This window comes from Winogradskyella costae (assembly GCF_013403865.1).
In the GTDB taxonomy this organism is placed as follows: Bacteria; Bacteroidota; Bacteroidia; order Flavobacteriales; family Flavobacteriaceae; genus Winogradskyella; species Winogradskyella costae.
Map to the genome: position 1 here is coordinate 761,835 of NZ_JABFDK010000001.1, position 18,765 is coordinate 780,599.

Annotated in this window: 21 protein-coding genes; 3 read left to right on the forward strand and 18 right to left on the reverse strand. The window is 32.7% G+C overall.

Annotated features, from left to right (window positions below; genetic code table 11):
• Positions 1-84 precede the first annotated feature (84 nt).
• The 14 genes from HM986_RS03175 to HM986_RS03240 all read right to left on the reverse strand — a co-directional run bounded on the left by HM986_RS03175 (position 85) and on the right by HM986_RS03240 (position 11,283).
• Positions 85-801, reverse strand: coding sequence for a LytR/AlgR family response regulator transcription factor (locus HM986_RS03175; protein ID WP_179333623.1), 717 nt, complete (start codon positions 799-801; stop codon positions 85-87).
• A gap of 10 nt (positions 802-811) precedes the next feature.
• Entirely contained in the window at positions 812-1,129 is a 318-nt protein-coding gene (locus HM986_RS03180) for an Hpt domain-containing protein (protein ID WP_179333624.1), read from the reverse strand.
• On the reverse strand, positions 1,116-2,180 hold the full coding sequence (locus HM986_RS03185) for a sensor histidine kinase (RefSeq protein WP_179333625.1): 1,065 nt from the start codon (positions 2,178-2,180) through the stop codon (positions 1,116-1,118). The genes HM986_RS03180 and HM986_RS03185 overlap by 14 nt, the downstream gene beginning before the upstream one ends.
• Positions 2,180-3,313 (reverse strand): FIST signal transduction protein, encoded by a 1,134-nt coding sequence (locus tag HM986_RS03190; protein WP_179333626.1) that lies wholly within the window; start codon positions 3,311-3,313, stop codon positions 2,180-2,182. Before HM986_RS03190 ends, HM986_RS03185 begins: the two co-directional genes overlap by 1 nt.
• A 2-nt stretch (positions 3,314-3,315) precedes the next feature.
• Positions 3,316-5,658, reverse strand: a complete 2,343-nt coding sequence (locus tag HM986_RS03195) for a PAS domain-containing sensor histidine kinase (protein ID WP_179333627.1) — start codon at positions 5,656-5,658, stop codon at positions 3,316-3,318.
• Positions 5,658-6,197: a heme NO-binding domain-containing protein gene (locus HM986_RS03200; RefSeq protein ID WP_179333628.1), complete on the reverse strand. Its 540-nt coding sequence runs from the start codon at positions 6,195-6,197 to the stop codon at positions 5,658-5,660. The genes HM986_RS03195 and HM986_RS03200 overlap by 1 nt, the downstream gene beginning before the upstream one ends.
• Entirely contained in the window at positions 6,197-6,607 is a 411-nt protein-coding gene (locus tag HM986_RS03205) for a response regulator (RefSeq protein ID WP_178986781.1), read from the reverse strand. The genes HM986_RS03200 and HM986_RS03205 overlap by 1 nt, the downstream gene beginning before the upstream one ends.
• A 126-nt stretch (positions 6,608-6,733) precedes the next feature.
• Complete coding sequence (locus tag HM986_RS03210; protein WP_179333629.1) at positions 6,734-7,093, reverse strand: MmcQ/YjbR family DNA-binding protein; 360 nt, start codon at positions 7,091-7,093, stop codon at positions 6,734-6,736.
• A complete protein-coding gene (locus HM986_RS03215; RefSeq protein WP_179333630.1) occupies positions 7,090-7,701 on the reverse strand; it encodes a DUF4230 domain-containing protein in 612 nt (203 codons plus the stop codon). Before HM986_RS03215 ends, HM986_RS03210 begins: the two co-directional genes overlap by 4 nt.
• 47 nt (positions 7,702-7,748) lie before the next feature.
• Positions 7,749-8,498 carry a cyclase family protein gene (locus HM986_RS03220; RefSeq protein ID WP_179333631.1) on the reverse strand — a complete coding sequence of 250 codons (750 nt, stop codon included), beginning with the start codon at positions 8,496-8,498 and terminating at the stop codon, positions 7,749-7,751.
• A 2-nt stretch (positions 8,499-8,500) separates the two neighbouring features.
• The gene (hemW, locus tag HM986_RS03225) at positions 8,501-9,628 is read right to left on the reverse strand and encodes a radical SAM family heme chaperone HemW (RefSeq protein ID WP_179333632.1); all 1,128 of its coding nucleotides are present in this window, start codon (positions 9,626-9,628) and stop codon (positions 8,501-8,503) included.
• A 54-nt stretch (positions 9,629-9,682) separates the two neighbouring features.
• Positions 9,683-10,048 carry a hypothetical protein gene (locus HM986_RS03230; RefSeq protein WP_179333633.1) on the reverse strand — a complete coding sequence of 122 codons (366 nt, stop codon included), beginning with the start codon at positions 10,046-10,048 and terminating at the stop codon, positions 9,683-9,685.
• Between the two features lie 37 nt (positions 10,049-10,085).
• On the reverse strand, positions 10,086-10,640 hold the full coding sequence (ruvC, locus tag HM986_RS03235) for a crossover junction endodeoxyribonuclease RuvC (protein ID WP_179333634.1): 555 nt from the start codon (positions 10,638-10,640) through the stop codon (positions 10,086-10,088).
• Positions 10,641-10,644: 4 nt separating this feature from the next.
• On the reverse strand, positions 10,645-11,283 hold the full coding sequence (locus HM986_RS03240) for a cell envelope biogenesis protein OmpA (protein ID WP_179333635.1): 639 nt from the start codon (positions 11,281-11,283) through the stop codon (positions 10,645-10,647).
• A 27-nt stretch (positions 11,284-11,310) separates the two neighbouring features.
• Between HM986_RS03240 and HM986_RS03245 the strand changes: the two genes are divergently transcribed.
• Complete coding sequence (locus tag HM986_RS03245) at positions 11,311-12,279, forward strand: lysylphosphatidylglycerol synthase transmembrane domain-containing protein (protein WP_179333636.1); 969 nt, start codon at positions 11,311-11,313, stop codon at positions 12,277-12,279.
• Positions 12,279-13,427 carry a glycosyltransferase family 2 protein gene (locus tag HM986_RS03250; RefSeq protein ID WP_179333637.1) on the forward strand — a complete coding sequence of 383 codons (1,149 nt, stop codon included), beginning with the start codon at positions 12,279-12,281 and terminating at the stop codon, positions 13,425-13,427. Before HM986_RS03245 ends, HM986_RS03250 begins: the two co-directional genes overlap by 1 nt.
• Before the next feature lie 23 nt (positions 13,428-13,450).
• On the opposite strand, the gene HM986_RS03255 is transcribed toward HM986_RS03250, so the two are convergent.
• From HM986_RS03255 to HM986_RS03270, 4 genes are all read right to left on the reverse strand, one after another.
• On the reverse strand, positions 13,451-13,927 hold the full coding sequence (locus HM986_RS03255) for a hypothetical protein (RefSeq protein ID WP_179333638.1): 477 nt from the start codon (positions 13,925-13,927) through the stop codon (positions 13,451-13,453).
• A 115-nt stretch (positions 13,928-14,042) separates the two neighbouring features.
• On the reverse strand, positions 14,043-15,173 hold the full coding sequence (locus HM986_RS03260; RefSeq protein WP_179333639.1) for a tetratricopeptide repeat protein: 1,131 nt from the start codon (positions 15,171-15,173) through the stop codon (positions 14,043-14,045).
• A gap of 9 nt (positions 15,174-15,182) precedes the next feature.
• Positions 15,183-17,576, reverse strand: coding sequence for a M56 family metallopeptidase (locus tag HM986_RS03265; RefSeq protein ID WP_179333640.1), 2,394 nt, complete (start codon positions 17,574-17,576; stop codon positions 15,183-15,185).
• A gap of 2 nt (positions 17,577-17,578) precedes the next feature.
• Complete coding sequence (locus HM986_RS03270) at positions 17,579-17,938, reverse strand: BlaI/MecI/CopY family transcriptional regulator (RefSeq protein WP_179333641.1); 360 nt, start codon at positions 17,936-17,938, stop codon at positions 17,579-17,581.
• Between the two features lie 230 nt (positions 17,939-18,168).
• On the opposite strand from HM986_RS03270, the gene HM986_RS03275 reads away from it, so the two are divergent.
• A complete protein-coding gene (locus HM986_RS03275) occupies positions 18,169-18,666 on the forward strand; it encodes a DUF456 domain-containing protein (RefSeq protein ID WP_179334381.1) in 498 nt (165 codons plus the stop codon).
• The last annotated feature ends 99 nt before the right edge of the window (positions 18,667-18,765 follow it).

Here is an 18,765-nt window from a genome sequence, read left to right on the forward strand (position 1 = left end):
TTATTTCGTTGACTGAAATTTTAAGGTCGTCGGTTGACGTTTTTGTAACGACCAATGGTAATTTAAAATCTGTTACTATTAAGATTATAGTAAGTTTAAACGTTTCATAAGTTCTGGTCGGTTAGAACGACTCACAGGAATAACATCTTTCTTTATTAGCACACTATTATCTTCGATATCAATGATTTTATCGACATTAATAATGTAAGAACGATGTACTTTTAAAAAGATACTATCTGGAAGTTTATCGGCTATCTTTTTTAAGGTTGAATGCACCGTATAATTTTTATCTTCTGTTTTTACATGAATATAATCGCCCTTTGCTTCTACCAGATAAATACTTGGGATATCTATTTTTATTAAACGTCTATCAATATTTACATACAAATCGTTACCAGAACTGCTTTCTACTTTTTCTGAAGACGACTCATCAGTATGAGAAGATTTATTGGGTGTTGCTTCCGCTTTTTGAATGGCTTTTTGAAAACGTGCTGGTGTTATAGGTTTTACCAAATAGTCCACAATACAATCGTACTCAAACGCCTGAATAGCAAAATTAGGATCTGAAGTGGTTAGAATTATTTTAGGTGGATTTTTTACAGTTTCAATAAAATCGAAACCTGTAAAATCTGGCATATGAATATCTAAAAATATTAAATCAATTTCATTCTGATTTAAATATTTTATGGCTTGCATAGCATTAGGAAATTCTTCTAAAACAGTTAAGCTATCTACGTTAGAGCACAGCTGCCCTATGATTGCTCTTGCTGTAGCCTCATCATCAATAATAATACAATTCATGCGTTCCTAATTATAACTGTTGTAAATAATTAGTCATGGTCGTTAGAATAGATTCGAATTCGTCTTGAAGTGTTGTACGGCCTTCTAGTAAATTATTTTCGAATGCTACTGCAGTCTCATAACTTTTCTCAAGGCCTAAAATACTAATTTTATGTTTAAGTTTATGAACGTTTCCTGCAGTAAGTTTGTAGTTTTTAGCGGCAAGATTTTTAAAGTACTCCTTCTTTTCTTCGGGAAACTCTGCATTTATAATAGCAATTAACTTTTGTTCAAAAGCTTTGTCTCCACCAGACATACTATGAATATACGATAAATTAGGCTGCTCCATGAGGTTGTTTTTTTAATGTGAAGTAAAAAGTAGTACCCTCATTTATTTTTGAGTTTAGCCAAATTTTACCACCATATAAATCTACAATTTTTTTAACGATAGATAAACCAATCCCGGTCGATTCTATATTATTTTCAAGCTTTTCGAATGTTTTAAAGATTTTCTCAAAGTAGATATCTTCAATACCTTTGCCGTTATCTTTAATCTGAAATTCCCAAAACTCACCTTTATCTGCAAAGCTTACGTCTACCGTACCTTCGGCTTTATCGTTATAAGCGATAGCATTTCCTATTAAATTTTGAAACAACTGTTGTAATCGGTATTTGTCGCCTTTAATAATTGGCAAATCTGTCCTTGTCACTTTTATATGTTTAGGCACTTGAATGATACTTAAAATATTATCGACCAACTTATTCAAATCCACATCGTATACTTCCATCTGATCTTTACCAATAGTCGAATACTCTAAGATACCGTTAATTAGGGTGTCCATTTTTTCGACATTCGTTCTAATAAGATTCAGTGTGTTTTCGCCATGCGCGTCAAAAGCATCTTTATAATCGGATTTTAACCAAGCCGTCAAGGTATCTATACTTCGTAAAGGGGATTTTAAATCGTGAGAAACCATGTGCGCATAATCACTAAGCTCTTGGTTTTGGTGCGCTAATTCATTTAAAAGCGATTCCTTTTGTTTGTTCATCTCAATGATTTCTTTGGTTTGATCATCAATAAAATCAACCAATTCAGAGCCCGTTAACTGTACGGCATCTGCTTTTTCATCATCCTTAAGATTATAAAACTTCAAAGTATTTATAACGTCTTTTAATTTATCTATAAGTTCTTTTTGTTCTTTAGCTTCGTTTTGTAGTTTTTTATTAGCCGCGTATAATTCGTCAGAGCTGATAGACATCGCTCTTTGAATCATGGACGATTGTTCATCAAAATTATCGTAAGAACTATCCACCGCAGAAAGAAATTTTGCTAAGTCTTTATTCGCTTTTAAATCTTCACTTAAATATTTTCGTATTTGCCGCTTTAATAACGAATTCATTATTCACTTATTAATGTTATCGTCATGGTTTGGTTGTGCAATTGGCAAGCAGTTTCTCCATGAAAAGGGGCTATTTCTCCGTAAGAATAAAACCCAGTTACCGTTGTGCCTTCACCTAAAATTTCTATGACCTCATCAATTTCTTCTTCTACACGCTGGTCTAAAACTAACTTACGACCAATACAACTGACTAAAAAAGCAATGTCGGGTTTATTTTTTCTGAATTCTAAAGCCTGTCTAGCAGCACGCTCTGAGGCATTTGCGATATTATCGACATTAGTCATCATTAATTGCACTTTAGAATTTTCTTTAATATCGCCAGCTAAAATGACGGCGTTGTCGTCTTCATTTATATTTAAAATAGAACGCACAATAGATTGTTCATCTCCTGTAGATTTTACATTTAACGGATACAATAAAGCGGCACCTGGTAAATCCTTGGCTTTATCACCCAAATAGGTTTTATATAAGTCTAAAGCTGGCTGGCCATCTAATTCATAAAGCACGTTGCCTTCTGATTTTGTTACGGTTCTTTCGGGTCCAAAAGGCGTCCATCCACCATGAATAGAGAATGTAATCTCTAAGGAGTCGCCATAAAAACCAATAGCAACCAACTCGCCTTCTTTAGGGTTTTCGTTATAGGACGCTAAGGTTTTTTCAAATCGGGTGTCATCACCACACAATCCACCTGTAATTAAAAGATTATTATTACTAGGTGCACTCATGCCTTTGGTCAACTGGCTTCCGTTGATAAAACTTCCTTCCGAAACGACAAAAACATATTTTAAACCTTCCTCCGGAAACTGTTGAATTAAATCATTTCCGGTTTTAAAGCTGTCTAAATCGGTATTAAGGACATTACTGGTCTTAATAATAAATTGACTTTTTTCAAATTCGATAGCCGTTATCGTTATGCTATTTTCATTCACTGTATTTGAAGAAATTTCAGCACAAGCCGAACCAAAAACAATATGTCCATCTGGAAATAATACCTTAATCTCTTCGTAAATAGTAGTCGCTTCTAACAAAAGTCGATTCCCAAAAACGATAACCAAAGGATTTTGTAATTTTTGATTTTCACCAACATATACCCAATCTTCATTGGCGTGTTTAACTAACTGTACTGTTTTCATTCTTATTTTTTAAGGGTGAAGTAAAATGTGGTCCCAACTTCTAGTTCACTTTCTAGCCAGATTTGACCTTCGTGTAAGTCCACAATTTTCTTAACAATAGATAATCCTATTCCTGTAGAATCCTTACTTTTATTTAAAGCGTGGAAGATTTTAAAAATTTTATCGTGGTATTTTTTCTCAATGCCCATACCATTATCTGTAATTGAGAATTTGTAATGACTTTTTAAGTCTTCAAAATCTATGGTAATCTTTCCTTCCTCTTTATCTATAAATTTAATGGCATTACTAATTAAATTTTGAAACAACTGCTGTAACTTAGTAGCATCACCTTTTACGGTTGGTAGTGGTTTTAAAACCTGAATTTGAATATGCTCTGGCACGTAAAGCATAGACATAATATTGCTCAATTTCTTTTCTAAATCAACCGCTTCTTCTTGATTTCTTTCAGTTCCAACACTTGAGTAATCGAGCACATCAGAAATCAACTGTTCCATCTTTTCGAGTGTGGCTTCAATGAGTTCAAAATTGCGCATACTCATATCGTCTAACTTCCCTTTATTGTCTTCTTTTAACCAGCTAACTAAAGCGTCAATACTTCGTAATGGTGATTTTAAATCGTGAGAAACGATGTGCGCATATTCTTGAAGCTCGTCATTACTTCGTTCTAATTTTAGTAGTAATTTTTCTTTTTGAAGCTCTAACGTTTTTAAGGCTGTTATATCGATATGAACACCTATAGACCCAACGACATTTCCATTCATATCATAGTTTGGTGCGCCACTGACAAACCAATACTTTTCGTCTCCGGTTTTAGTTTTAACTTTAACTTCGTATGAATTAGATTCGCCTCGTCTTCGTTTTTTGTTTTCACTAGCAATAGTATCCTTTGCTTCGTCGGTATTAAATATGGTGCTGGCATATTGCCCTAACAATTCAGCCTCATCGTAACCCGACATTTCAGTAAAACTCTGATTTACCATTAGAATTTTCTCGTCGATATCCACCTCTACCAACCCTAAATTCATGTTGGCAATAATGCTATAATATTTTTGCTTTTGGGCTTCTAAACGTTTACGGTAAGTCCGCTTTAAAGTGACATCCGTAAAGGTCCATAGAAATCCTTTTGATTGTTCGCCAATGATAATAGGTAAATAATTTCGTTCTAAAATTTTACCATCAAGCATCTCTAATTCATCTCCAATAACCTCAACTTTTGCTTCATCAATAACATTCATTCGTTCTACAAATGCCTCAGGATTTTTAAAGAGCACTTTATTTGCTTCTGCAGCATCAGTACAATCCATGCCATAGATTTCTTCAACGGGTCTATCAAAATTTAAAAGCTCGCAAAACTTATTATTTGTAAGCACCACTTTTCTATTTTCATCTTCTAAAATAATACCACTATCTAGATTTAAAACTAGTGTGGCCAACCTGTTTTCGGACTCAATTAATTTTTCTTTGGCTTCGCGTTCTTTTGAAACATCCTCGATAGTTGCTACTTGATAGTCAATAGCACCAGAACTATTTCTTACTGCAGTGACGTTGGTCTTTGCCCAAAAAATGCTACCATCTTTTTTAATGTATCGTTTTTCTAAGCGAAACTTATCGATATCGCCATTAAACAATTGTGCTCTAAATTGTTTTGAAATTGTTTCATCATCGGGATGCGTAATATCTTGAACCCGCATTGTTTTGAGTTCTTCTGAAGAATAGCCCAACATATCTATTAATGCCTGATTTATTTGCAGTAAACCCGAGTAACCTGTTTTGGAAAGTGAGATTCCAATCGGTGAGTTATTGATAATAATACTCAACTGATTTTTTTGTTCTTCTAACTCTTCTTTTAGTGCTTTTTCTTGAGTGATATCTCTAACAATTCCTTGGGCTGCAATGGGATTATTATCTCTATCATAAACCAAACTTGCATTAATATGTACCCATTTAACCTCTTTAGATTTTGTGTAAATTCTCGCTTCGTAATTTTTAAAGTAGCCTTTTGTTCTAAGTTGTTCAAAAGAGGCCATGGCATATTGGTAATCGTCTTTATGAACCAGACTTAAAACATTAACAGCATCATTTTTAATATCGTAACCAAATAATTTGGTGGCAGCATCATTAAATTTTAAAATGGTGCCATTAATTTCCATTAGCACAAAAGCATCAATAATATTTTCGAAAACCCCTTGCAGTTGAGAGGACTTTTCATCTAGAAGACTTTCTAAACGTTGTGAAGTAAAATAGAGCTCTCTTGATTTTTCTTCAAGAATTTTCTCAGCGGCTTTTCTAGCTTTTTTTTCTCTTTCGAGCGTGCGTTTTAATATCTCAATTTGGTCTTGACTCATTAATTTTTAGTAATAGTAAATCGTACTTGGGTGCCGTCTTCTTTTATTTTTTCTAAATCTATAGTGGCCGTAGCATTAAAGTATTCGAAGGTTTTATTCATTAAGCCCAACCCAAAATGATGCATTGCTCGGCTAGAGTTGTAATCCATAATTAATGAATTCTCGGTTTTTTTAATGACTTCAAACGTCGGTAACTCCGCATCTGGATAAATTTTTCGTACTTCTATATGAATGTGATTTTCTATAGAGGATAACATTTCTATGGGATCACTGTAACTTTCTAAGAGCCCTGGATAGCTGTTTTCAATAACACTAAAGAAATGTTCGGCATATACTAACAGCAAATTGTCTATTGAAATTCCAGTATTCTCACTAAGATGCTGCAGTAATTGCAACATTTCAGAAAAGCTATACGTACCTACAGACGTATAAACTCCTTCCGATTCTAGCTCAGAACTTGAAATGATTCTATCCACCATTTCTAAGCCAAACTTCTCCTCTACAAGATCTAAAAATTCTGTAAATACGATTCCTTTCATTATGCGGTAATTAATTCATTAATACTCCAATATGACAATAATTTTTCGATTTTAGAAACATAATCTTCATATTTTAATGGTTTTAAGACATAACCAGCAATCCCTATTTTATAACACTCTAATAAATCTCTTTGATTATTTGAAGTGGTTAATATAATAGTAGGAATATATCTTAATCTATCGTCTGCCTTTAAAATCTTTAAAAACTCAATACCACTAATTTTTGGCATGTTTAAATCTAACAATATAATATCGGGTAAACTATCTTTGTTTTCAAGTAAACTTAAAGCTTCTTCACCATTATTAGCTTCTGTAATATTATGATTTAATTGAAGTGAACTTGAAGCTCTATTAAGCTTCATAACTTCAATCATATCGTCTTCTATAAGTAAAATATTGAGGGTTTTCATTTACAACTAAATTTATATGTATCATGGCAAGATAAATCAATTGACAAGATTGTATTTTATAATTCGGTTGAGCGCTATTTAATAAAGACGGATGGTCGATAAGTGTCGACGAATGGAAAAGCTATTTTAAAGCGTTTCTCTCAATTTCTTTGGGAGTCCTTTCACCACCATGTCGTAAGAATGGTCTATTAAATCGGTAATAAGTTGTACTGAAAGTTCACCTGAATGTACATAAACACTGTTCCATTGCTTTTTGTGCATATGGTAACCTGGTTTTATATTCTCGTATTCTGCTCTTAATTCTTGAGCATATTCTGGGTCACATTTTAAGTTAATAAAAGCTTCTCCATTTTCCCAACGCTTTAGCGACGCTAGGGCAAACATCTTGCCTAAAACTTTAAACACAAGGGTATCTTCATCAAAAGGAAAATGTTCGGTGACTTCCTTTTTATTCATACAATAATTTCTGTAGTCTTCTATGTTCATTTTAGAAACTTCTTGTCGTCCTCTGCTTCAATCTTTAAAGCTGAATAATCTAATGTCCAACCGATCGTTTCTACTAAGTTTTCAATAAGATGAATGGCCTCTAAAGCTTCTTGTTTTGCAATATTAAACAAACCACTTTCTGGAACTTTATCCATAATATGGGCTTTTGCTTTGGTATGCAAATCTGTTAAATCGGCAGCCTCAAATCTATTAAACATCCCATCTTTTTTATCGTAATAATTGATATTACTTTCTATAGATAACACTTCGGGTGGAGGAAAATGAGATAAGTAAACCGTTTTTGTTTTAGAATTAGAATTCATTTTTATTTTACTTAAATCGAACCCCACATGTGCTTTTGCATTAATAATCACCAATGCCTTTTTTCGACTAGAAATAAGTTTCAAAAACTTTGCTTTGACATCCTCATAATGGTAAATTTCAGCAAAATCTCCCTCTACTGTTACAAACTTACACACACGTTTTATTTTGTCTAAAAGTAATATGGATTGCTCATTAGTTACTTTCTTGGTTTTCCATTGCTCATAGATGGTCACTAAACTTAAAGTGACTAAAATACTAATGATGATTATAAAAAATGTTTCCATATGCATTATATATATGACACTAACCTAAGGTTAAATGTCACATGTAGTTACTCAATTATCTTATATAAAATAGGCTTACTCGGGCTCGCATCATTCTCAAATGGTGCAATTTGAAGATTAAGCATATACTTACCATCTTTAATTTTATTAGACACATAAATAAACTCCGTAATTGTAGCATCTAATCGTAATTTCCCTTGGGTATTCCAAAACGCATTGTGTGCCAATAACTCTCCACCATCTTGCTCTTTGTCTACACTTGGCAAATCTATAAGTAAATGTTTTATGTCTTTACTTTTTAGGTAATCTGCCGCATCTTCTAATAAATATGTTGGATTGGTATTGGAGTACTGTCTAGAAAACTTCTCTCGCGTATTTGGCATCGTTCTAATCACAATAGCCTCGCGTTTTTTATTCCCAATGGCAAACTGCAATTGTTTTCTAGAAATCACATAATCATCCCCTAGCTTTTCTGGTGCTACAGTTACGACCTCTGCTAAAAAGAAAAACTGCTTCAGTTGCTGATTTATAGAATACATTTCTTCTGTGATATGACCAACAGTTTCTGTATGCGTACCATGCGAATGCGGATTAAACGTTATAGTATTAAAATTTACTACGGCTCCATTTGCGACACTAATTGTCTCACCATCCATAACTTCAGGTGTTATTTTTGGTGGATCTAAATACCAAGCATTAACATTAGTCGATTTTCCGGTAATAGGAATCGAAAGATCTAAAGGCTGAGCTAAATCTATTTTTAATTTTCTCGATTTGTATTGTATTGTTGCTATCAAATTTAATTAAGTTTAAAAAGTTCTGAAGCAATACCATCACATAAAAATTGTCCCTTCTTTGTGACCCGTAAATGCTTATCATCAATATACAATAATTGTTGATTTATAAAAATTTTGGATTGCTCAATTAGGTAATCTTTAAAGTCTTTACCAAAGTCGTTTTCTACTTTATTAAATGACACTCCCCAAATAGTTCGCAAGCCTGTCATTACATATTCATTGTATTGATCTGTATGTGTTAAGGTTTCAATTTCTATTGGTAGCTCGTTTCGATCAATTGACTTTATATATTTCGCATTATTACTCACATTCCAACCACGTTGTTTTCCGTTAAACGAATGTGCAGAAGGGCCAATACCTAAATAAGATTTCCCTTGCCAATAGGCCGAATTATTTTTACTGAAATAGCCGTCTTTTCCAAAATTAGACAACTCGTAATGTACAAATCCTGAGGCCTCTAATTTATCTTTTAGCATATGAAACTGATCATGTGCTTGCTCGTCATCTACATTATCAATTATACCCTTTTTAATGAAAGATGCTAAAGCTGTTTTAGGCTCAACGGTTAAGGCATAACTCGAAATATGAGGCACTCCAAAACTTAAAGCCATTTCTATATTTTCTAACCATTGTGCGTTTGATGCGCCTGGAATACCGTAGATTAAATCTAAAGATATATTATCGAAATACTTAGTCGCTTCTTCTAAACACGATTTGGCTTCATTGGCATTGTGCGCACGATTCATCAGTTCTAAATCACTTTCAAAAAAGGACTGAATACCAATTGATAAACGATTGATTGGACTTTTAGAAAGTTCTAAAATGCGATCTTTAGATAAATCATCCGGATTGGCTTCAAGTGTAATCTCCGGATACTTTGAAACATTATAGTGCTTATAAACGGAATTTATGATAAGTTGTAATTCATCATTGGTTAATAAGCTTGGTGTTCCACCTCCAAAATAAATAGTTTCTACAACTGTATTTTTAAATTCATCTTTGCGCAGATTTAATTCTTTGGTTATAGCATTTATCAGCTCATCCTTTTTCTTCATGGACGTCGAAAAATGAAAGTCACAATAATGACACGCTTGCTTGCAAAATGGTATGTGGATGTAGATGCCGCTCATATTAATTTTCAGTATTCAGTCGCAATTTGCAGTCGGTTTCATTCAAATTTTTTCTTATTCTTCAAATAAGTCATACAACGTTGAAATCCTTAAATCGCAATAGAGTTTCAAAAAATTAAAATGCAACATATCAAATTGACTTCCGTAAATTTCTCGTCTTGCTTCCCACGATTCATACGCTGGAAATTTGAGTTTAAATTGTTCTGCAACAAAAGTATCCCAAAGTTTTTCTGAGGCTTCAAAAGAAGCGATAAATATTGAATCCGTTTTGTTTATAATTTTTAACTCAAGAATTAATGAATCTTTTATTTTTTGAGATTGATAATAGTTTTCATGCGCAATATCATTCATTTCAACTTGCCCTTGGCTAAAACTCAAAAGCGACTGACTGCATATTAAAAGTAAGATAATGACTCTCATTTACTATTTTTTACTGAATACTGCGACTGAAAATTGTTTACTTTTTAACGCGATCTTCATTCTGCTTCACAAAAGCAGACCAGCCAGAATAACTCTTACCAACCTCAACTCTGCCTTCATTATAAAAATGACAAACGGCCGCCGCCAAACCATCCATAGAATCTAAATTCTTAGGAATTGTTTTAAGCCCTAACATACTTTGTAACATTTTAGCAACTTGCTCTTTGCTGGCATTTCCATTTCCGGTTATTGCCATTTTAATCTTCTTTGGAGCATATTCTGTAATCGGCACTTCACGAGACAAACCGGCTGCCATAGCAACACCTTGTGCGCGTCCCAATTTTAGCATACTCTGTACATTTTTACCAAAAAACGGAGCTTCAATTGCAATTTCATCTGGGTGATACGTATCGATAAGTTCTATGGTACGCTCAAAAATAAGTTTGAGTTTTAGATAGTGATCATCGTACTTTTTTAGCATGAGTTCGTTCAACTGTAAAAATTCCATTTTTTTACCTACAATTTTTATGAGTCCAAAACCCATAATCGTCGTACCAGGATCAATACCTAAAATAATTTTTTCTTTACTCATGCTTTTAATTACAGTATCGACAGCCATCTAAAGCAACTGCCAAGCCAAAGGTAAGGTTAAAAACACTACCATTAAAAGCCCCTAAACCATTTAAAACTGGATTATAGTCTTCTAAAGACGTTAAGCCATAAATATAAGAAACGTCGGTATACACTGAGACTTTTTCGTTAATTGCATAATGCACTTCTAAACCCGCTAAAAGGTTTACAAACGTCTGTTTATTATCCCCCAGTGTGCCTAATGGTTTTGCAAAAGACACTCCAGGACCTGCATGAGCAACGGTTCGCAATCTCATTGGTAAAAACGTAAGATATGTTGTAGGGTCATATATAAATTGTGCATTAATCCTGGTATAGTTTATTTTAAATTCTGGTGTGTCGTCAGCATTTTTAAAACGATTAAAACCAAAATCTAATTTTGCTCCGTATTGTGGTGTAAATTTGTATTGAAGGCCTAAATTAATGGTTGGAAAATTTACACCCTGAGCATAGGACCCTTTTACAAATCCATCTGTCGTTGGATAATTAACTCCAACCGCAAACATGGCTTTCCACTTCGCTGTATCTTTCAATTGCGCCTGACTACTATACGTTATTAGAACGACCGTAAAAAAAAGAAGGTATTGTTTAAAATAGTATTGCATCTGTAAGTTTTTGATTTTATTTGTAGCATGCGTTACAAAGTACCTCACAAAATTAAACAATTCTTATTTGTGCTTATTAAGTTGGGTATTGTAGTTGGTGCTTTTTATTTTATTTATTCTAAAGTTGTGGGAAACCAAGATTTAGAGTTCAACAAATTTGTAGGTTTTTTAAAAGAAAATGATGTATTTTCACTAAAAAACAGCATTATCCTGATGCTTTTAAGCACTTTTAACTGGTTTTTAGAAATTTTAAAATGGAAACATTTAGTCAACATAGTAAAGCCTATTTCTATTAAATTGGCATTAGAGCAAAGTTTAGGTGCTTTAACAGCTTCATTAGTCACTCCGAATCGAATTGGTGATTATGGCGCTAAAGCGATGTATTATACCAAAACCCTAAGAACAAAAATTGTATTACTAAACCTTTTAGGGAACATGGCACAAATGACCATAACTACAGTTTTGGGTGGTATAGGTTTTATAATATTTATTAATCAGTATTCTATTGACATTAATTTATATAAAATAACAGCCGCTGGCCTCTTTCTTTTTGTGATTGGATTGCTTGTATTATTAAGCATAAAACAAAAACGTTTTAAAATTAAAGGATTTTCATTCACAGCTATAATCAATTTTACAAAATCATTAGCTTTAAAAGTGCATGGCTTAAACCTATTATTATCCCTAGCTAGATATCTCATATTTTCATTTCAATTTTATTATTTGCTAGCGGTGTTTGGTGTGGCCATTAATTATTATGATGCCATGGTGGCTATAACAAGCATCTACCTCTTGGCTTCCATTGTGCCAACTATTTCAATTTTTGATGTAGTCGTAAAAGGTAGTATTGCCGTATTTTTGTTTAACTATCTTGACGTGAATGAGTTTAGTATTTTAGCAACTACAAGCTTAATGTGGCTGCTCAATTTTGTAATTCCGAGTATCTTTGGAAGTTATTTTGTACTTAACTTTAGACTTCCAAAACCTGTAGAATAATGCTAACGCTTTTATTTATTTTTGTCATCATTACTTATCTATTGATTATAAGCTGGCTGAGTTATGGTTTTGATGACGTTAATGATTTTAAAGTACAGGATTTACCTTCTAAAACTAAATTTACTGTTATCATTCCGTTTAGAAATGAAGCTCAAAATCTTCCAAATTTATTAGATTCTATTTCAAAATTGAATTATCCAAAATCTATGTTCGAAGTTATTTTAGTTGATGATGATTCTGAAGACGAGTCGGTTGCGATAATTGAAAAATTTATAGATATCGTTTATACTGAGCTTAGTGCCAATGAAATTGATATACGCATTATTAAAAATGAAAGAACATCAATTTCACCAAAAAAAGATGCTATAACGTCTGCTATAAATGTTTCAAAATATGATTGGATTATCACTACAGATGCCGATTGTGTATTACCTAAATATTGGCTCGACACATTTGATGAATTCATTCAATTAAAAAACTCAAATTGTATAGTTGCTCCAGTGACGTATCATGGAAAAATGACATTTCTTAACCGTTTTCAGTTTCTAGATTTTTTAAGTTTACAAGGCGCAACTATTGGTAGCTTTGGTATCAAGAAACCTCTGATGTGTAATGGTGCTAATTTCGCTTACCGGAAATCGAAATTTATTTCGGTTAAAGGGTTTAAAGGCAACGACACTATCGCTAGTGGTGATGATGTATTTCTACTTGAAAAATTTGTAGAACACAAAGCAGAAAAAGTACATTATCTAAAATCAAAGAACTCCATTGTAACCACCAATCCTGCAAAGAGTATTAAAGATTTGATTCATCAGCGTGTACGTTGGGCTTCAAAAACAAGCCAAAACAAAAACTGGTTTACCAAGTTAGTTGGATTGGTTGTGTTGTTAGGAAACTTGGTTTGTTTAGGATTGCTACCTGCCGTTTACCTCCAAGTTATAACTCTAAAAATAGCTATTACTTTATTCATTATAAAAGGTAGTATAGATTTCTTATTATTATTTAAAACGGCACGCTTTTTTAGACAAGACCATCTTCTTGTGTCTTATTTATTTTCGAGTATTATGTATCCATTTTTTTCTGTGAGCATCTTTTTTCTATCGTTCTTCAAATCTTACGAATGGAAAAGCAGAACCTTTAAAGTATAAGACTCTTTCAATAAAAAAAAAGACTAATTAATACTTACAATTACAGGCAACTCAAAAGCAGTGGTGACTTGTTGATTTCTTTTAATGGCTGGATAAATTTTCGGAACACCTCTTAAACTCTGACGTAGAAGACTGTCAATTTCTGGAATTTCCTGAATGGTTTCAGGATGCATTTTTATAGATTCTACTTCTAAAAATCCTGTTTTATCAATTTTTATCTTTAGCGTAATGGTGTCATTGACGTCATTAGAAACCACTAAGTTTTGTGCTTTTAAAAATTCATTCACACTACTAATTAATGTGTTTTGAAAACAGATTTTTCGCTCTTCTTTTTCCGATAAAGTTTCGCAATTACTAAACATAGGATAGGTATCCACCTCATTCCAATTAAACGTTTGTAGCTCCTCCTCAAGCAGGTCTTCAGGATAGACTTTCTTCTTTTCAAAATAATCGCAAGAGGTTGCAAAAAGCAAGATTAAAAGACAAACAATTCGATTCATTACTAGTGTTCTGATAGCGAAAAGTACGATATTTTATTGAAAAAGAGGTTAGACCGCTTCGCTTTTAGATTGAAGCGCAATGTACATACATTGATTTTAATTTATTGGAAGAATTTTATTCGCCTTCTAGAAATTTTTCTTCCTTTAATTCTTTTAGTCGTCCTTTAGCGTAGCTTATAAATGGACTTTTTTTATGCTTTTCTATAAATTGCTCATACAACTTAATTTTAGAGCCAGTATCGGCGTAATATTCATCTTTAGTTCTCAGTAGATAAAACTCGGTCATCATATTAGAAGGATCTTCCTTTAAAGATTTCTGAAAGGCTTTAATCGCTTGGTTGTATTTTTTCTGACGATTAAATATGGTTCCTAATTGTTGATACTCGTCAGAAAGTGGAAGATCTTTCAGCATCAAAGCCAATGAAATATATTTTTCGGCCTCTTCAAAGTTCTCTAAAAGTTGATAATAATTCCCAATAACAAAAATAGCATTAGCATCATTAGGATTATATTTTAAGGCTTGTTTCCTGTGATAAATAGCATCTTTGTAATTTGAGTTTTGTGCATAGCTCAGACTTAGTTTTTCATGTATAAACTCCGATTTTTCCCCTAAATCCAAAAGTTTATTAAACCAAACGACGGCATGCGTATAATAGTCTTGATGATAATACGTTTGCGCTTTTAAACTGATAAGCTCCACATTATTTTCATAACTTTCTAAACCTCTATCAATAAAAGCATGTGCATCAATAAAGTTTCGTTTTATTAAATGTTGCTTCGCAATTTTAAAAATGGCTTTTTGGTGTGTTTCATCAAGTTCAAATGTTTTTACAAATTGTCGTAATGCTGTGGTATCTTTTTGCTTTTCTAAAACCACGCCTAATTCATAATAATAATTAGGATTTAAACTATCGGATGCAATTAAGTTTGAAAATCGCTGATTGGCATCTTTATAATGTTTTGTTCTTGCTAACAATTTTGCATATTCGTATTGTAACAGAAGGTCATCTGCATTGGCTCGTATTGCTTTTTCATAATTATTTAAAGCTTCACCATAATTACCTATTGCTATATACGCTTTTGCAATATCATCGTAAACCGCATCTAAATTAGGAAGTGTTTTATACGTATCAATGGCTTTGGAAAAATTACCATTCACATATAGCTGATCTGCTTCCGCTTTTATATTTTGAGCATTTAAATGGATCACAAAAACACAACACAAAAACCCTAAAATTAATTTCATATGCAGTAATTAGTCTTTTTTAGTGTCATGAATTTGAAAAACTATTGGTAAAGCATACGATACAGCTACATCTTCACCTCCATTTTTAGCAGGAGTAAAATTTGGCAATAATTTTAGTACTCTAATCGTTTCCGCTTCCAATTTTGGGTGTGGTCCTCTGGCAGTAATCCTAGTAACATGTCCTGTTTTATCTATTATAAACTGTGCGTAAATTCGTTTTTGACCTGCTGGTAAACCTAAAGAATTTGCTAAATTGGTATCAAAATTTTTCCCAACAAACTTATTGATTGCTTGTGCTAAACAATCTTTTTCTTCTGTTTTGTTAGACAGCAATTCACAATCGGGATGAATTGGAGCAACTTCTACTTCACTAAAAGGAATTGCACCATTTAAACGCTTCTTTTTTAAAGCTTTCCTATATTCTGCATACTTTTCCATGTCTTCAATAGACGAGACCTTTTCCTTGGCCTTTAATTCATTAATCTGTTGATTTAATTGCTCAACCATTGGGTTTTTATTTGTGGAATGCTTTAAAATACTATCGCGCTGAGCAACCAACTCATTATATTCTTGGGAATTAGCATCTGCTTGAACCTGAAAAACAATGGGCACAGAAAAAGGGACCACTACCACTTTTCCTTTTTGTTTCCCTGGAATAAACTGAGGCAAGGTTGCTAAAACACGTTTGGCTTCTGTTTCTAATTCTGGACTTGGTCCTCTAGCAACAATATCTTTAACACTACCATCGGTGTCAATTTTAAACTGCACAAAAATTCGTTTTCTACCAGAGCTCAAACTATCGCCTATACTTGTATTAAAGTTTTTAGCAATGTGTTTGTTCACAAAGCTATTAAAACAGTCTTTTCGATCTTTATTACTTTCTAAATCTTGACAATCAATGGTTGTTGGTGTTTCTTCTACTACTGAGAATGGGACTTCCACAATTTCAACCTCTTCTTTAATAATTTCGACACCATCATTTGAAATATATGAATCTAATACTAAAGTTGAACTACCGTCTGTTACTACGAGTTTATTAAAAAAATCGTCGTTTTCTAATTGTTTCAACAACCCATTAAAACGCTTGGTTTCTTCATCTGTTTTGTTTCCAGCATCTTCAACATAAAGTTTTAAAATACCATCTTGGGTGTTTGATTCCCATCGTTCTTTTTCTGTTTTTGTGTTTTTAAACGCCTTAAAATCTGCATAAGTTTCAAACTTATCTAATCGCATTAAACTTACAGTATTAATATCTTTCTGAGTTAGTGTACCTTCTTCTGATTTTCTCTGAATAATATCATCGGAAATATATTGTCCGTAAGCTTTCATTTTTAAAAACTCTGTTCTCGAAGGCAAATATTTTATTATGTCGGAGTTTTTAAACCCAGCAAAATTAGAAATATCAAAAAACGTCGCGCCATTTTTTTTCATGGTGACCATCTTGTCGTAATACTTTTTAATTAATTCTGCATCCGTCAATTCTTGATCAACCAAGGTTTCTTGTGAGTCTATATTTTGTTGCGCTCTAACCTCCGTAGACGTATAAATCAACATTCCCAAAACCATAGGAATTAATAATGCATATTTAAGCAGGTGAAGCTGTTTTGATTTTGATTTTTGTAACATAGCGATTCGTTTTTTGATTAATGACTTATTGAAAAATGTATTGGTAAAAGACACCTGATTAACATCTAATACCTGATTGAGTAAACTTGTATAATAATCGACTTTACCGCTTTGTTTTACAGCTTTGGCGTCGGCGATATATTCGTGTAATTCTTTAATTCTATTTTGATAGATATACACTAAAGGATTAAACCAGAATACAACTCTAAGCAATTCGAAGAACAATAAATCTACCGTATGGTATTCTTCAATATGAACCAACTCGTGCTTATAAATCGTTGATTTTTCAGATTCTGAGATGCGCTCCCCTAAAAATATGGTATTAAAGAATGAAAATGCAGCGCTACTTTTTATGAGCTTAACAATAAGAACATTGCCTTTCCATCGTTTTGGATTTTTATGTTTTAACCAGTATAATTTGGTGATTTTAGCTAGAAAAATTAATGATGTTATTGCGATACCCGTTACTACTATTATTTGCCAAATTGGTGTTTGTGGCTGCTCTAATACAATACCAGCGAGTTCAGCAGTTTGAATGTCGTAAACCGTTGGTGCTTTTGTACCAATAAATACTTCTGGCAAATGAATAACCATATCTTTTGTGGCCATCGTTTTTAGTTGAGGAAATTTAATAAATGGCAATACAAGTGATAAAACCGATGTTATTATTAAATACGCTCTGTTATAATTAAAGAAGGTTTCTCGTTTTAAAAACAAATCGTATATCAATAAAAATAAGGCTTGAAACGCGACGATTTGAAGAATAGAATACAACATAATTAGTGCTTTTTATTAATTTCCTCTAATAAGACTTCAATGTCTTTAACATCGACATCATTTTTCTGAACGAAGAAAGACACCATACTTTTAAAAGAACCTTGAAAATAATTATCTACCAATTTATTAATCGATTGATTGCTGTATGATTCCTTAGCAACTATAGGAAAGTAAACATGCCCTTTTCCTTTTTTCTCATAGTTTACAAAACCTTTACTTTCTAAAATTCTTACGATAGTAGACACCGTATTATAAGCAGGTTTAGGCTCTGGTAAGATTTCAATTATAGATTTTACATTGGCCTTTTTAAGCTGCCATAAAGTTTGCATAATTTCTTCTTCTGCTTTTGTTAACTGTTTCATGTATTCTATACTTTATGTTGAATCTCACAAAAATAATTTAGTTTTTTATGAGCCTCTACGTGTTATAATTAGAATCATAGCCTGAGACAAAGCCAGGATACGCATTATGATTTTATAAAAACCACACCGCTAATATAACTAAAAATATAGTTGAAACTAAATTTTTAGTTATAAAAATGTAACAAAACTTTATTTATACCGTCATATCCATGAATCGATTATTTTTTTATATGGAATTATTTTTAGTGCTTATCGCACTGCTTTTAATGATCTTAGGAATTTTAGGTAGCTTTCTTCCTGTATTACCTGGCCCATTAACAAGTTGGGCAGGTTTTTTAGTCCTCTATTTTACTAAAGGTGTAGAGTTAAGTCTCACGTTTTTAATAACGACTCTAATTATTGCAATCGTTATTTATGTCTTAGATTATATGATTCCCGCCTTTGGAACTAAGCGCTTTGGCGGCAGTAAAGCTGGAATGATTGGAACGACTCTAGGTTTAATCATTGGGCTGTTCTCACCTATTCCCTTTGGTATTATAATTGGTCCTTTTATTGGCGCCCTTATTGGAGAAATGATGCATCGCAACGATTTTAATAAAGCCTTAAAAGCAGCTTTTGGTTCATTCTTAGGATTTATAGCTTCTACCTTTTTAAAATTTATTGTGGCTGTAATTTATTTAGGTTTTTTTATTGTAAAATTATCGGAACATAATACAAGCTGGTTCTAACTTGTTTTAAGTATTATTAAAAGAAAAAACCTAGTCACATAATATGAGACTAGGTTTTTATTCTTGCTATTAATTCAACAATAACTTAATAAGGGATTA

Bases quoted from the DNA above. Each gene is read 5' to 3' on its own strand.
- HM986_RS03175 (WP_179333623.1), bottom strand. From the start codon at position 801: ATGAATTGTATTATTATTGATGATGAGGCTACAGCAAGAGCAATCATA.
- HM986_RS03180 (WP_179333624.1), bottom strand. From the start codon at position 1,129: ATGGAGCAGCCTAATTTATCGTATATTCATAGTATGTCTGGTGGAGAC.
- HM986_RS03185 (WP_179333625.1), bottom strand. From the start codon at position 2,180: ATGAATTCGTTATTAAAGCGGCAAATACGAAAATATTTAAGTGAAGAT.
- HM986_RS03190 (WP_179333626.1), bottom strand. From the start codon at position 3,313: ATGAAAACAGTACAGTTAGTTAAACACGCCAATGAAGATTGGGTATAT.
- HM986_RS03195 (WP_179333627.1), bottom strand. From the start codon at position 5,658: ATGAGTCAAGACCAAATTGAGATATTAAAACGCACGCTCGAAAGAGAA.
- HM986_RS03200 (WP_179333628.1), bottom strand. From the start codon at position 6,197: ATGAAAGGAATCGTATTTACAGAATTTTTAGATCTTGTAGAGGAGAAG.
- HM986_RS03205 (WP_178986781.1), bottom strand. From the start codon at position 6,607: ATGAAAACCCTCAATATTTTACTTATAGAAGACGATATGATTGAAGTT.
- HM986_RS03210 (WP_179333629.1), bottom strand. From the start codon at position 7,093: ATGAACATAGAAGACTACAGAAATTATTGTATGAATAAAAAGGAAGTC.
- HM986_RS03215 (WP_179333630.1), bottom strand. From the start codon at position 7,701: ATGGAAACATTTTTTATAATCATCATTAGTATTTTAGTCACTTTAAGT.
- hemW (WP_179333632.1), bottom strand. From the start codon at position 9,628: ATGAGCGGCATCTACATCCACATACCATTTTGCAAGCAAGCGTGTCAT.
- HM986_RS03230 (WP_179333633.1), bottom strand. From the start codon at position 10,048: ATGAGAGTCATTATCTTACTTTTAATATGCAGTCAGTCGCTTTTGAGT.
- ruvC (WP_179333634.1), bottom strand. From the start codon at position 10,640: ATGAGTAAAGAAAAAATTATTTTAGGTATTGATCCTGGTACGACGATT.
- HM986_RS03240 (WP_179333635.1), bottom strand. From the start codon at position 11,283: ATGCAATACTATTTTAAACAATACCTTCTTTTTTTTACGGTCGTTCTA.
- HM986_RS03245 (WP_179333636.1), top strand. From the start codon at position 11,311: ATGCGTTACAAAGTACCTCACAAAATTAAACAATTCTTATTTGTGCTT.
- HM986_RS03250 (WP_179333637.1), top strand. From the start codon at position 12,279: ATGCTAACGCTTTTATTTATTTTTGTCATCATTACTTATCTATTGATT.
- HM986_RS03255 (WP_179333638.1), bottom strand. From the start codon at position 13,927: ATGAATCGAATTGTTTGTCTTTTAATCTTGCTTTTTGCAACCTCTTGC.
- HM986_RS03260 (WP_179333639.1), bottom strand. From the start codon at position 15,173: ATGAAATTAATTTTAGGGTTTTTGTGTTGTGTTTTTGTGATCCATTTA.
- HM986_RS03265 (WP_179333640.1), bottom strand. From the start codon at position 17,576: ATGTTGTATTCTATTCTTCAAATCGTCGCGTTTCAAGCCTTATTTTTA.
- HM986_RS03270 (WP_179333641.1), bottom strand. From the start codon at position 17,938: ATGAAACAGTTAACAAAAGCAGAAGAAGAAATTATGCAAACTTTATGG.
- HM986_RS03275 (WP_179334381.1), top strand. From the start codon at position 18,169: ATGGAATTATTTTTAGTGCTTATCGCACTGCTTTTAATGATCTTAGGA.